The sequence below is a fragment of the Blautia massiliensis (ex Durand et al. 2017) genome (genome assembly GCF_051861785.1).
Lineage (GTDB): Bacteria > Bacillota > Clostridia > Lachnospirales > Lachnospiraceae > Blautia_A > Blautia_A luti_A.
Window position 1 is genome coordinate 2,978,324 of record NZ_CP146725.1, and the last position, 13,277, is coordinate 2,991,600.

At 44.2% G+C, this 13,277-nt stretch carries 10 protein-coding genes; 7 read left to right on the plus strand and 3 right to left on the minus strand.

All coding sequences use genetic code 11. The annotated features are described in order from the left end of the window. The first annotated feature begins 112 nt into the window (after positions 1–112). A complete protein-coding gene (locus V9W66_RS13930; protein ID WP_021651538.1) occupies positions 113–1,264 on the plus strand; it encodes a 1-propanol dehydrogenase PduQ in 1,152 nt (383 codons plus the stop codon). Between the two features lie 238 nt (positions 1,265–1,502). Beyond that, positions 1,503–2,702, plus strand: a complete 1,200-nt coding sequence (locus V9W66_RS13935; RefSeq protein WP_144092309.1) for a cob(I)yrinic acid a,c-diamide adenosyltransferase — start codon at positions 1,503–1,505, stop codon at positions 2,700–2,702. Between the two features lie 97 nt (positions 2,703–2,799). Here the strand turns inward: V9W66_RS13935 and fucO are convergent, their stop codons facing one another. Next, positions 2,800–3,945 (minus strand): lactaldehyde reductase, encoded by a 1,146-nt coding sequence (gene fucO / locus V9W66_RS13940; RefSeq protein ID WP_144092311.1) that lies wholly within the window; start codon positions 3,943–3,945, stop codon positions 2,800–2,802. A 143-nt stretch (positions 3,946–4,088) separates the two neighbouring features. Further along, entirely contained in the window at positions 4,089–4,676 is a 588-nt protein-coding gene (locus V9W66_RS13945; RefSeq protein ID WP_144092313.1) for a TetR/AcrR family transcriptional regulator C-terminal domain-containing protein, read from the minus strand. A 250-nt stretch (positions 4,677–4,926) separates the two neighbouring features. Here V9W66_RS13945 and recQ point away from each other — a divergent pair, with 250 nt between their 5' ends. Further along, complete coding sequence (recQ, locus tag V9W66_RS13950; RefSeq protein WP_144092315.1) at positions 4,927–6,756, plus strand: DNA helicase RecQ; 1,830 nt, start codon at positions 4,927–4,929, stop codon at positions 6,754–6,756. A 614-nt stretch (positions 6,757–7,370) separates the two neighbouring features. On the opposite strand, the gene V9W66_RS13955 is transcribed toward recQ, so the two are convergent. Further along, positions 7,371–8,219 carry an AraC family transcriptional regulator gene (locus V9W66_RS13955; protein WP_144092317.1) on the minus strand — a complete coding sequence of 283 codons (849 nt, stop codon included), beginning with the start codon at positions 8,217–8,219 and terminating at the stop codon, positions 7,371–7,373. A gap of 205 nt (positions 8,220–8,424) precedes the next feature. On the opposite strand from V9W66_RS13955, the gene V9W66_RS13960 reads away from it, so the two are divergent. The 4 genes from V9W66_RS13960 (at position 8,425) to V9W66_RS13975 (ending at position 13,248) form a co-directional block, all read left to right on the plus strand. Further along, complete coding sequence (locus V9W66_RS13960) at positions 8,425–10,221, plus strand: L-fucose isomerase (protein WP_015525941.1); 1,797 nt, start codon at positions 8,425–8,427, stop codon at positions 10,219–10,221. Positions 10,222–10,382: 161 nt separating this feature from the next. Next, positions 10,383–11,417: an aldo/keto reductase gene (locus tag V9W66_RS13965; RefSeq protein WP_144092319.1), complete on the plus strand. Its 1,035-nt coding sequence runs from the start codon at positions 10,383–10,385 to the stop codon at positions 11,415–11,417. An 81-nt stretch (positions 11,418–11,498) separates the two neighbouring features. After that, entirely contained in the window at positions 11,499–12,155 is a 657-nt protein-coding gene (locus V9W66_RS13970) for an IS607 family transposase (protein WP_144092646.1), read from the plus strand. Beyond that, positions 12,085–13,248 carry an RNA-guided endonuclease InsQ/TnpB family protein gene (locus V9W66_RS13975; RefSeq protein ID WP_439362785.1) on the plus strand — a complete coding sequence of 388 codons (1,164 nt, stop codon included), beginning with the start codon at positions 12,085–12,087 and terminating at the stop codon, positions 13,246–13,248. The genes V9W66_RS13970 and V9W66_RS13975 overlap by 71 nt, the downstream gene beginning before the upstream one ends. Positions 13,249–13,277 lie beyond the last annotated feature (29 nt).

Here is a 13,277-nt window from a genome sequence, read left to right on the forward strand (position 1 = left end):
TATGTTCATGAGCATGCAGTGTATGCGGAATGCGGAGATCCGCTTTACTTTATCCGAACACAGGCAGACAAAAAAGAACTGTGTTTCGGTTTGACGAGAGGGAGCAGTTTCTATGAATACATTTGAAATGAAAACAGCCATCCATTTTGGAGCTGATGCCCTGGGAAGACTGAGAGATATTCCATACAAAAGAGTCCTTGTTGTCACAGATCCGTTTGTTGTAAAAAGCGGAATGATCGATATGATCACAAAACCGCTTCAGGCAGGTGGAAAAGAATTTGATATTTTCTGTGATGTTGTTCCGGACGCTCCGGTTGGAAAAATTGCCGAAGGAGTCAAAAAATTCCTTCAGTATCAGCCGGAAGCGATCGTTGCAGTAGGTGGTGGCTCTGCCATCGACTCCTCCAAGGCAATCCGTGAGTTTGCCCTGAAGATCAACAATTACGGAAAGGTTGGACTGGTTGCCATTCCTACAACAAGTGGTACTGGCTCCGAGGTTACTTCTTTTGCAGTTGTAAATGATACAGAAGCACATGTGAAATATCCGTTGATCTCAGACAGCCTGACAGCCGATGAGGCGATCCTGGATGCTGAGCTTGTACGCAGTGTTCCACCTGCGATCACAGCAGATACAGGTATGGATGTTCTGACTCATGCAATTGAGTCTTATGTCAGCATCAATCACAATGAGTTTACTTCTGCACTTGCAGAGAAATCCATTGAGATCTGTGGTGTATATCTTTACCGTGCATATGTTGATGGTAATGATATGCATGCAAGACAGAAAATGCATGTAGCATCCTGTCTGGCAGGACTTTCCTTTAATGCCGCAGGACTTGGTATCACACACAGTATGGCACATCAGCTGGGGGCTATTTTCCATATTCCTCACGGAAGAGCTAATGCGATGCTGTTGCCGCATATTGTTGAATATAATGCAAATATCAACAAACGCAGCAGAAGCCAGAAAGAATATCTTCCGGCAGTAAAGAGATATTCCAATATTGCACATCTTCTTGGACTGAGCAATTATAACGAAGTTATGAGCGTAAGATCTCTTGTAAACTGGATCCAGTTTATGCAGAAAGAGATGAATATCCCGCTTACCATCGAAGAGATGAAGACGATCACACCGGATGCTTATTTTGCGGCGGTTGATAAGATGGCGGATATGGCACTTGCGGATGCCTGCACAGCGGCAAATCCGCGTGTACCGAAGAAAGAGGATATTGTTAAGATTTATACTAAACTTTGGTCTTTTTGATAAAAGAAAAATCGCAAAGGGTCCGAAGCCCCGGACCCTCTGCACACCCTTCGGGCTTTTTTTAGAGTGCTTGACTGTGGCGGGCGGAAGGTTATTGACTTGTGCCTGTATGCTTGGTTTGTTCCGGGCGTGATGTTGTGCCGATATGGTATTCAATCGTAGTATTGTTGAGTATTGTAAAAGTGGCCTGATATAGATAAGTGTTTATTATCAGGATTTACTGGGAGGTTGAGCGGTGATGGAGGTTTATACCGGGTATGGTGATAAGGGAATGACGGATCTTTCCCATACGAAGAATGTTTCCAAGTCGGATGACCGTATCTGTCTGATGGGGTCTATTGAGGAGCTGTTGAGTCATATTGGGCTTGTCAGGGCTCTGATTGGTGACGGGGATATTGTCCGGATGCTGGAGAAGATCTCGGAGACTTTGAAGAAGATCATAGATGGGGTTTCTGATCCTTATAATCGGGAATTTAAGGTCAGTGAAGACCGGACGGAGCTTCTGGAGGAGGAGATTGGCCGGATGAAAGAGATTTTTTCCGGAGAGAGGCTTCCGATTCTTCCGGGGGATTCCCGAGTTGCGGCTGAGATTGATGTGACAAGAGCTGTGGCGCGGAGGGCTGAGAGAGAGCTTGCGCTGGTCAGTGTGAAGTTTGGATCGGATACCGGAGCCAAGAAATATATGAACCGGCTGTCAGATTATTTTTATGTGCTGGCAAGGTATGTGGATGCGTCGAAGATCAAAGAGAAGAAAAAAGAAGTTTTTGAACGTGTTCAGGGAGCTGCCGGATCAGAAAATACTGAGAAAGAAGTTGCAGGAACTGTTGAAAATAATGCGAATGTTGCAGCAGGTACAGCAGAACCACAGACAGAACAGATACAGCAGAATACATTGATGCAGGCTCAGAATACACAGGAAAATGTGTCTGTGGTGACAACAGCAGGAGGAAATACAGCGATGGCACAGAATGACAGTATGGCGGCAAGCACAGCGATGATCCAGGAAGTGCTGAAGCGCATGGGGATCCAGGGTCGTATCACACTGGATTCTGCCAAACGTCTGATCGAGAAGATCGAGCAGGAAGCCCTGAGAAGAAACAAGCCTTCTGTAATTGCGGTATGCAGTCCGGACGGAAATCCGGTTGCGGTTCATGTGATGGACGGATCTTTTCTTGTAAGTTTTGATATGGCTGTAAAAAAGGCTTATACATCCGTTGCCGTGAAGATGTCAACCATGGAGCTTTCCAGACTGACACAGCCAGGCCAGACATTCTATGGTCTTGGCAAGATGAGCGACAATATCGTAATATTCGGAGGCGGCGTACCGCTGAAAGTCGGAGACACCATTATCGGCGGCCTTGGCATCAGTGGTGGTACTGGCGAAGAGGACAACAGTCTTGCAGAATATGGACTGCAGATTCTGAATGAAGTACTCTGAAAGTAAAGAATTAAATACATGACAATAAAGAAAAGAAAAACAGGTTATGAACGCCATTCATTCATAACCTGTTCTTTTTTGTTTAGACAGATTAGGATTACATAATCTTTCTGAAGAGAGCTTTCAGATCTTCAACGCTTGCATCTTTCGGGTTTCCAGGTGCACATGCATCTGCATATGCGGATTCTGCCAGAAACTGAAGATCTTCTTCTTTGATAGCTTCCAGTTTTGTCGGGATTCCAACATCAACAGAAAGTTTTTTAACTGCATCAATAGCAGCTTTTCTGTATTCTTCCTGGGTCATGGAGTCTACATTTTTAACACCCATTGCACGTGCGATCTCACGATATTTTTCGCCGGTGCATTTCTGGTTGTATTCCATAACGATCGGAAGCATCATAGCGCATGCAACACCATGAGGTGTATCATAAACAGCACCCAGAGTATGAGCCATGGAATGGGCAATGCCAAGACCTACATTGGAGAATCCCATACCTGCGATATACTGTCCAAGAGCCATTCCTTCACGGCCTTCTTTTGTATTATCAACAGCACCACGAAGAGATTTGGAGATCAGTTCGATTGCTTTCAGATGGAACATATCTGTCATTTCCCATGCAGCTTTTGTTGTGTAACCTTCAATTGCATGAGTAAGGGCATCCATACCTGTGGAAGCGGTCAGCCCTTTTGGCATGGAGGACATCATCTCAGGATCAACAACAGCGATGATCGGCATATCATGTGGGTCAACGCATACAAATTTACGTTTTTTCTCAACATCTGTGATAACGTAGTTGATAGTAACCTCAGCTGCAGTACCGGCTGTTGTCGGAACAGCGATGATCGGAACGCAAGGTTTTTTGGTAGGAGCAGTACCCTCAAGGCTTCTTACATCTTCGAATTCCGGGTTTGCAATGATGATTCCGATTGCCTTGGAAGTATCCATGGAAGAACCTCCGCCGATTGCAATGATGTAATCAGCACCGGATTTTTTGAAGGTTTCTACGCCATGCTGTACATTCTGAATAGTAGGGTTTGCTTTGATATCAGAGTAAATTTCATATTCCAGTCCGTTTTTATCAAGGATGTCAGTTACCTTGCTTGTTACGTTAAATTTGATCAGATCCGGATCGGAACATACAAATGCTTTTTTGAATCCGCGGGCTTTTGCTTCATTTGCGATCTCTGCAATTGCACCTGCTCCGTGATAAGAAGTTCCGTTTAAATTAATTCTGTTTGACATGATTATCATTCCTTTCTGCGCTGAATACGCCATATCTTTGATATTATATTAACAATTTCCGGGCAAAAAAGAAAGTTACAGAATCGGTTAAATGTAACGTTTTCTGTAACTTTAGAAGTATTTACCAAAGAAGATGTCGTGTTTTAGTTAAGAATTTCCAATTTTAAGAAAAGGTTCTTAAGCTTCTCAGGCATTGCATCTACCAGTATTAAAGCCATTTCTGCCGGTGTGCACACGATTTCACCGGTTACCCATTGAACGGTCATGTAAATGGAACTGTAGCAGTACATTTCCAGGAGATAGTGGATATTTTTTGACGGAAAATTGTTTGTTTTTTCACAAATCAGATTCTCATAAAAGTCGAGAATCAGTTCGAAATCATGTTGTCGCAGAGAATTCTGTTCATCATATCGAAAAGCGGCAGAAAAAAATGTACGTTCTTCCTGAATGTAGGTGAATTTTTTGACCAGTGCATCGTAAACGTTTTTTCCCTGTCCCATATGTTCGAAAGATTTCGTAAGAAGTTTATCAAAATACCAGTTGATCAGATCGTATTTATCCAGAAAATTTCGATAAAAGGTCTGTCTGGTAAGCCCGCAGTTTTCTGCGATCTGCTTTACTGTGATGCTCTCCACAGAAGAAGACTGCATACATTTTTTCATGGATTTTGCCAGACGGTATTTGGTTTTATTACTTTTCGTCAGTGATTCCTGAGTGATTTTTTCATCCATTTCAGATTCCTCCTTCATTTTGTGTGTGGCCGGCAGATAAAACAGGTTTATCCATCTGCCAAACCGGATAAATCCAATGTTAAAAAAGAATGGGGAATTTGTCAACGGACAGGCAGAAAATAAAGACGTTGCCAGTCACAAAGTAAACAGTAACAATGACACATAAATTGGAAATCACTTTAAAAATATGTTAAAATAAAACATTCAGAAAACAGCAGTTATTTGATTAAAGAAAGGATCATGTCGATTTATGACGAAACAGGAACTTTTAAAGACCCACTTTGGGTATGATACTTTCAGAGAAGGGCAGGAAGCGGTGATCGATGCGCTTCTTGCAGGAAAAGATGTTCTGGCGGTAATGCCTACAGGAGCAGGAAAATCGATCTGTTATCAGGTACCGGCACTGATGATGAAAGGAATCACACTGGTAATTTCCCCCCTGATCTCCCTTATGAAAGATCAGGTACGGAGCCTGAACCAGGCGGGAATCTCAGCGGCATACCTCAACAGCTCCCTGACACAGGGGCAGTATTTTACTGCTTTGCGCTATGCAAAAGCAGGACGTTACTCAATTATCTATGTGGCACCGGAACGGCTTACCACAGAGGCGTTTCTGGATTTTGCGCTGAGTGCGGATATATCTATGATTGCGGTGGATGAGGCACACTGTGTATCTCAGTGGGGACAGGATTTTCGGCCAAGCTATTTGAAGATCGCAGAGTTTGTGGCACAGCTTCCCAAAAGACCGGTGATCGGTGCATTTACAGCTACAGCCACGAAGGAGGTCAGGGAGGATATTGCAAGACTTCTGGGGCTTCAGGATCCCTTTTGCACAACCACAGGATTTGACCGGGAAAACCTTTATTTTGCAGTGAAAACACCGAAAGATAAATATAAGGAAGTACACGATTACATACTGGAGCATCCGGACGACAGTGGGATTATCTACTGTCTCACCAGAAAGCTGGTGGAGGAGGTCTGCGGAAAGCTGATCCGTGACGGCATCACGGCAACCAGATATCATGCAGGACTTTCCGATGAGGAACGCCGGAACAATCAGGATGATTTTATTTATGACCGCTGCCGTGTGATGGTAGCCACCAATGCATTTGGAATGGGAATCGACAAGTCCGATGTGCGTTATGTCATTCATTATAATATGCCGAAGAACATGGAAGGCTATTATCAGGAAGCAGGCCGTGCGGGCCGTGACGGCGATCCTGCGGAATGTATCCTGCTTTACAGCGGGAAGGATGTGGTTACCAATCAGTATCTTATCGAGAGAGGACAGGATAACCAGGAAATGGAAGCGGCAGCCTGGCGCCTTGTCCGGGAGCGTGATCAGGAGAGGCTGAAGCAGATGACCTTTTACTGCTTTACCCATGATTGTCTGCGTGAGTACATCCTGAAATATTTTGGGGAATACGGAAAAAGCTACTGCGGAAACTGCCTGAACTGCCAGACCGAGTTTGAAGAGCAGGATGTGAGCCGGGAGGCCAGGGCAATGATCCGGTGCGTGGAAAGCAGTGGTCAGAGATATGGGGTGACCGTGATCCTGGATACTCTGCGTGGTGCATCTACGGCGAAGATCCGGCAGTATGAGATGGATGGAAATCCGGAATATGGAGTCTGTGCAAAGATTCCGGCACACCGGCTGCGGCAGATCTTTAATTATCTGGTACTGAAGGAATATCTTTATCTGACGGATGACGGATATACGATTGTGAAGCTGACCGCCGCTTCCAGGTCACTTCTGGAGGAGGCGCATATCCTCACAATGAAAATGCCAAAGGAGCAGGAGCCGAAGAAAAAGGAGAAACGGAGCAGACTTCCGAAATCTGCAGTCGGGGAACTGGGAGAGCAGGATGAGCCCCTTTTTCAGAAGCTCCGTGCGCTTCGCCTGGAGATCGCCAGAGAGGAAAAAATCCCCCCTTATATGGTCTTTTCCGACAAAACCCTTATCCATATGTGTCTTCTGAAGCCCGGAAACGAGGAGGAAATGCTGAATGTGACAGGAGTCGGCAGGCACAAGTACGAAAAATACGGAAAAAGGTTTATAGATGCGGTGCAAAAGCTGTAGGAAAGAGACTTTTGCTGTCGGAAAATGAGGAGCGAAATGTTCTGAAATTTCTTGCATTTCAAAGAGGCATTTGTTAGAATAAGACAAGCAGGAAACATCCGGAGGCTATGGTGCGGCCGGATCGTTTTTAACTGTATCATATTTCTGCTGCACGTTCCGGTGCAGCGTACAGGCATTTCGCAAGCAGAGTTCTATGCAGCAGTGGAATCCCTTCGAGTAGATGGACCGACTGTGTGAGATATCCGTTGGTCAGAAGCAAGCAGTGAGGTGGATGATCGTATCCGCTTTCAATTAAGATATAATCTGGTGCTGGTCACTTCGTGAACAGAGATCAGGCTCCTTCACGATCTGCGTCGGCTTTTTCATGCAGAAAATCTGCCCTGCCGGTTTTTTTCGCATACAGAAGAGTAGCATGTATTCATAAAGACATGAACATAGCCCGTCTGCAAAACGGGAATCCGCTCCGGCATGACTGTTCTCCGCCAGGCCGAAAAAGCTGTATTTACATAAAACAGCCCAATTCCTCAAAAAGCAGGATATCCGCAATATGTGCGAAATCCTGCTTTTTGTCATGTAATACTCTGGTATGTGCCATTAAGACGTGGAAAAATATTTCAGCGTCTTTTATATTTGCCGGGGGTGATCCCCTTGTACTTTTTGAAGGTACGGATAAAGTAGCTCAGATCATTAAATCCATTCCGATAGGCAATCTCCGTGATGGAATCATCGGTGGTAGCCAGCTGGCAGCAGGCCTGCTCGATCCTCTGGCGGTTGAGGTAATCCATTGGTGTCTGATGAGTCATCTCGGAAAAGAACCGGCAGAAATATTTGGGAGACATGGAAACCGAAGCGGAAAGCTCCTGCAGGGTAATGGGGCTGGCATAGTTCTTTTCAATAAATTCCACGACCTGCTTCAGCTGGACAATGCGCTTGTAATCTCGTCTGGTTTTCCGCAGACTTTCCAGGTAGTAATGATTACCAAAAACCAATCCGAAAAAGTGGTAAAATTGTCCAAACACAACCAGCTCATATCCTGGCTTTCTCTGCCAGAAAGAATCAAAAAGAGAGTTCACTGATCTCTGGATATCAGGCTGCTTTTCAGTGAAATGGTGATAGATCAGAAGTTCCTGGTGGCTGATCTTCTGCATATATTCTGTGCAGACGGAATTAAATTTCAGAAACATGTTCATATCAAAAACAATGCACTGATAGATACAATCCTGAGGAATTCCGGAATGCAGAACTCCACTGTTGATAAAAATCACATCTCCGGTGTTTGCTGTAAAACTTTTTTCGTCTAAAGTGACGGTGAGAGTGCCCTGTAATACACGCATGATTTCACATTCTACATGCCAGTGGTAGGACATGACATAGCGTGGATGGCTGCTGTCAATGTGGTGGAATTCAAAAGGAAATTCATAGGTACCTCGAAGTCTGTCCTCATTTCTTCCAAGATCGTGCAAAATACAACCCTTCTTTCTTAAATTTTATAGATTTTTTAGGAACTCATATGAAAAAGTGAATATTGTACTGTTTTTTGCTATTATAACACAAGTAATTTAAAAGATGCAATCGTATAATAAAAGCATAGTTCGGACAGGAGTTGTTGGAACGTAAAAAAACTGTAAGTTATAATAGTGAATATAAATTTAGGAGGTAATTGTTACTATGGCAAAGAGCAGATTAGTAGGCAGCTATCCGGTTATCGGTATCAGACCAACCATCGACGGACGTAGAGGAGCCCTCGATGTAAGAGGATCTCTGGAAGATCAGACTATGAACATGGCCAAATCCGCAGCAAAGCTTTTCGAGGAGAACCTGAAATATTCAAATGGTGAGCCTGTAAAAGTTGTTATTGCTGATACCACAATCGGACGTGTTGGTGAGAGCGCTGCATGTGCGGATAAATTCCGTAAAGAGGGTGTAGATATCACTCTTACCGTTACACCATGCTGGTGCTACGGAGCTGAGACCATGGATATGGATCCACAGACCATCAAGGCTGTATGGGGATTCAACGGAACAGAGAGACCTGGTGCTGTATATCTGGCATCCGTTCTTGCTACACATGCACAGAAAGGTCTTCCGGCATTCGGTATCTACGGACATGACGTTCAGGAAGCTGACGACACATCCATTCCGGAAGACGTTAAAGAGAAACTGTTAAGATTCGGCCGTGCAGCAGTTGCAGCTGCATCCATGAGAGGCAAATCCTACCTGCAGATCGGTTCTGTAACAATGGGTATCGGCGGATCTATCATCGATTCTGATTTCATCGAGTCCTATCTCGGAATGAGAGTTGAGTCTGTTGATGAGGTAGAGATCATCCGTCGTATGACAGAGGGTATCTACGATCACGAAGAGTTTGAGAAAGCTCTCAAATGGGCAAAAGAGACCTGCAAGATCGGCTGGGACAAGAACCCGGAAGAGCTTCAGTTCTCACCAGAGAAGAAAGAGGAGCAGTTCGAGTTTGTTGTTAAGATGGCAGTTATCATCAAAGAGCTGATGAACGGCTGTGATAATCTTGCTCCGGAATTCTCCGAGGAAGCAATCGGACACAATGCTCTTGCAGCTGGATTCCAGGGCCAGAGACAGTGGACAGACTTCTATCCGAACGGTGACTTCGCAGAGGCTATGCTGAACACATCCTTCGACTGGAATGGCGCTCGTGAGCCGTACATCCTTGCTACAGAGAACGATGTTCTCAACGGACTTGGAATGCTGTTCATGAAACTTCTTACAGGACGTGCTCAGATCTTCGCGGATGTTCGTACATACTGGAGCCCGGAGGCAGTTAAGAAAGCTACAGGATATGACCTTGAGGGTGTTGCCAAAGAAGCTGGCGGATTCCTTCATCTGATCAACTCCGGTGCTGCTTGCCTGGATGCTAACGGACAGGCTAAAGAGGCTGACGGAACACCAGTTATGAAACAGTGGTGGGATGTTACAGAGGCAGACCAGAAAGCGATCATGGACAATACAGAGTGGTGTATGGCCGACAACGGATACTTCCGTGGAGGCGGATACTCCAGCCGTTATGAAACACGTGCTCAGATGCCTGCAACTATGATCCGTCTGAACCTTGTAAAAGGACTTGGACCGGTTCTTCAGATCGCAGAGGGATGGACAGTAGCCCTTCCGGAAGAGGTATCTGACAAGCTCTGGAAACGTACAGATTACACATGGCCATGTACATGGTTCGCTCCAAGATGCGATGGCAAAGAGGGACCGTTCAAAACAGCTTACGATGTAATGAACAACTGGGGTGCTAACCACGGTGCGATCTCCTACGGACACATCGGTGCAGATCTGATCACAATGTGCTCTATGCTGAGAATCCCGGTATCCATGCACAACGTTCCTGAGAAGGATATCTATCGTCCGGCAGCTTGGAACGCATTCGGTATGGAAAAAGAGGGTGCAGACTTCCGCGCTTGCAAGAACTATGGACCACTTTACAAATAAATCATATTGTTAAGATAACGGAATACCAAATCCTCCGGCATGCATGTGCCGGAGGATTTTTTTGTGCCATAGTATATGGATAGTTGGGAAATATACTGTTCGGATCTACGGAAAAAAGTTATAATAGAAAAAGATATATATGAATACGGGAGGTTACGTAGATGAAATATATACAGCTGAACAATACAGATCTGAACATCAGTCCTATCTGCCTCGGAACAGCAGGATTTGGAGATAAATCAGACCTGGAAAAAAGCTTTGAGATTCTGAATGCATTTGCACGCGCAGGCGGAAATTTTATTGATACGGCAAATGTATATTGCAAATGGCTAAAAGGACATGGAAACTGCAGTGAGCAGATCATAGGAAAATGGCTGAAAGAGAGTGGCATGCAGGGAAAAGTTATTGTGGCAACGAAGGGCGCGCACTATTCCTTTGAGGATCCGGGCCGCAGCAGAGTGAAAAAAGAAGATATCCGCATGGACCTGGATGAGAGCTGCCGCACACTGGGAAAAGATGAGATGGATTTTTACTGGCTTCACAGAGATGATCCGAAGAAACAGGTAGAGGAAATCGTGGATATTCTGGAAGAATTGAAAAAAGAAGGCCGGATCCGTTATTATGGATTTTCCAATTACCGCACAGAGAGGCTGAAAGAAATTGCGCAGTGTCTGAGAGAACGAGATCTTTCAGGGATCACAGCAGTATCCAATCAGTGGAGTCTTGCAGGAATCAATCCCGGAGGAAATACAAATCCGGATCCTACACTTGTGGAGTTTTCCAGGGAAGAATATCAGTGGCACTGTGAGACAGGCGCTGCTGCCGTTCCGTTTTCTTCCACTGCAATGGGATTTTTTTCAAAACTTCAGAAAATGGGGCTTTCCTGTACAGATGCAGAGGTGGATGCATCCTGGATGCGGGAGAAGGAAACACAGATTGCAGGTCTTTCAGAAAGTATGAAAAGATCCTACTGGAACGAGACAAATCTTCGTACCTATCAGAAGCTGTTAAAGCTGCAGAAAGAAACCGGCCACAGCCTGCAGTCCCTGTCTCTGGCGTACTTTTTCCATCAGCCATTCCAGGCTGTGCCTGTAACCGGCGTCAGCAATCCTTCACAGCTAAAAGATGTACTGGATGCCTGTGAGATCGACCTTGCACCGGAACTGTTCGGCGGCTGGGTGAGCGCAGGAGGATGATATAAGTAACTAAATATATTGTAAAAAGATATTAAATGTGTTTAAATATACTTATGGAGGTATATTATGGACACATCAAATATCACAAATTATAAACCAAAAGATTTTGCTGAATTATTAGGTGTTTCTGTAAAAACGCTTCAGAGATGGGACAGAGAGGGAATCTTAAAAGCAAACCGAACTCCAACAGACAGGCGTTATTACACATATGACCAGTATCTTCAATTTAAAGGTATAAATATAGAACATGATAAACGAAAAGTTGTTATTTATGCAAGAGTATCTACCAAAAACCAAAGGGATGATCTTCAAAATCAGACAGCATTTCTGCGTCAGTTCTGTAATGCCAGAGGAATGATCGTAGACCAGTGCATGGAAGACTATGGAAGCGGACTTAATTATAACCGCAGGAAATGGAATGGATTACTGGACGAAGTCATGGAGCAGAAGGTCAAAACCATAGTGATCACGCATAAAGACAGATTTATCCGTTTTGGATACGACTGGTTTGAAAGATTCTGCATGAAATTCCACACAACGATACTGGTGGTGAACAATGAAGAACTGTCACCACAGGAAGAACTTGTACAGGATATTATTTCCATCCTTCATGTATTTTCCTGTAGATTATATGGACTTCGTAAGTATAAAAAACAGATAGAAAAGGATGAGGAGATTGCTGAAGAGCTTCAAGACAGAGATCAATCCTACAGAAGAGCAGAAGATCAAAATACATAAGACAATCGGCACATGCAGATATATTTATAATTTCTACCTGTTTCATAATAAAGAACGTTATGATGCCGGTGAAAGATTTATGAGCGGCAAGTCGTTCAGTGTATGGCTGAACAATGAATACCTTCCAGGGCATCCGGAATATTTCTGGATCAGAGAAGTCAGTTCCAAATCGGTAAAGAATGCAATCGAAAATGCCTGTACCGCTTTTTCAAGATTTTTTCATCATCAGAGTAGTTTCCCGAGATATAAGAAAAAAGGAAGATCTGATGTAAAAATGTATTTTGTAAAGAATAATCCCAAAGACTGTCTCTGTGAACGTCACAGGATCAAGATCCCAACACTTGGCTGGGTAAGGCTGAAAGAAAAAGGTTACATTCCGGCCTCTAAGGATGGATATGTGATCCGAAGCGGGGCAGTTTCCATGAAAGCAGGCAGATATTATGTGTCTGCACTTGTCGATATACCTGCTCCGGAAGCAGATGGAAATTTCACTGATGGGATCGGAATTGATCTGGGGCTGAAAGACTTTGCAGTTGTGTCAAATGGAACTGTATACAGAAATATCAATAAAACAGCACGGATCAGAAAACTTGAGAAACAATTAAGACGGGCACAGCGAAAGCTTTCCCGTAAATATGAGAATTTAAAGAAAGGAGAGACCACTCAAAGAGCAAATATATGCAAACAAAAGCTTAAAGTACAGAAACTTCATCATCGGATAGAAAATATCCGTACAGATCATATCAACAAGGTAATATCTGAGATAGTGAAAACCAAGCCGTCTCATATAACGATCGAGGATCTGAACATATCCGGGATGATGAAGAACCGGCATCTCTCAAAAGCAGTTGCGTCCCAGAAATTCTATGAATTCCGGACAAAATTGAAAACAAAATGTGCTGAATATGGAATCGAACTGAGGGTAGTTGACCGATGGTATCCATCTTCCAGGATCTGCCACTGCTGCAGCTGTATTAAAAAAGATCTGAAACTTTCAGACAGGATCTACAGATGCACATGTGGATATATTGAGGACAGAGATCTCAATGCAGCACGGAATCTGAGAGATGCAGAGACTTACGAAGTTGCATGATCCCGCAAACGTAAGTATGTACCGAAGGC

What these genes read in the sequence shown, in the direction of transcription:
- V9W66_RS13930 (WP_021651538.1), top strand. Translation starts at nt 113, where the DNA reads ATGAATACATTTGAAATGAAAACAGCCATCCATTTTGGAGCTGATGCC.
- V9W66_RS13935 (WP_144092309.1), top strand. Translation starts at nt 1,503, where the DNA reads ATGGAGGTTTATACCGGGTATGGTGATAAGGGAATGACGGATCTTTCC.
- fucO (WP_144092311.1), bottom strand. Translation starts at nt 3,945, where the DNA reads ATGTCAAACAGAATTAATTTAAACGGAACTTCTTATCACGGAGCAGGT.
- V9W66_RS13945 (WP_144092313.1), bottom strand. Translation starts at nt 4,676, where the DNA reads ATGGATGAAAAAATCACTCAGGAATCACTGACGAAAAGTAATAAAACC.
- recQ (WP_144092315.1), top strand. Translation starts at nt 4,927, where the DNA reads ATGACGAAACAGGAACTTTTAAAGACCCACTTTGGGTATGATACTTTC.
- V9W66_RS13960 (WP_015525941.1), top strand. Translation starts at nt 8,425, where the DNA reads ATGGCAAAGAGCAGATTAGTAGGCAGCTATCCGGTTATCGGTATCAGA.
- V9W66_RS13965 (WP_144092319.1), top strand. Translation starts at nt 10,383, where the DNA reads ATGAAATATATACAGCTGAACAATACAGATCTGAACATCAGTCCTATC.
- V9W66_RS13975 (WP_439362785.1), top strand. Translation starts at nt 12,085, where the DNA reads ATGAGGAGATTGCTGAAGAGCTTCAAGACAGAGATCAATCCTACAGAA.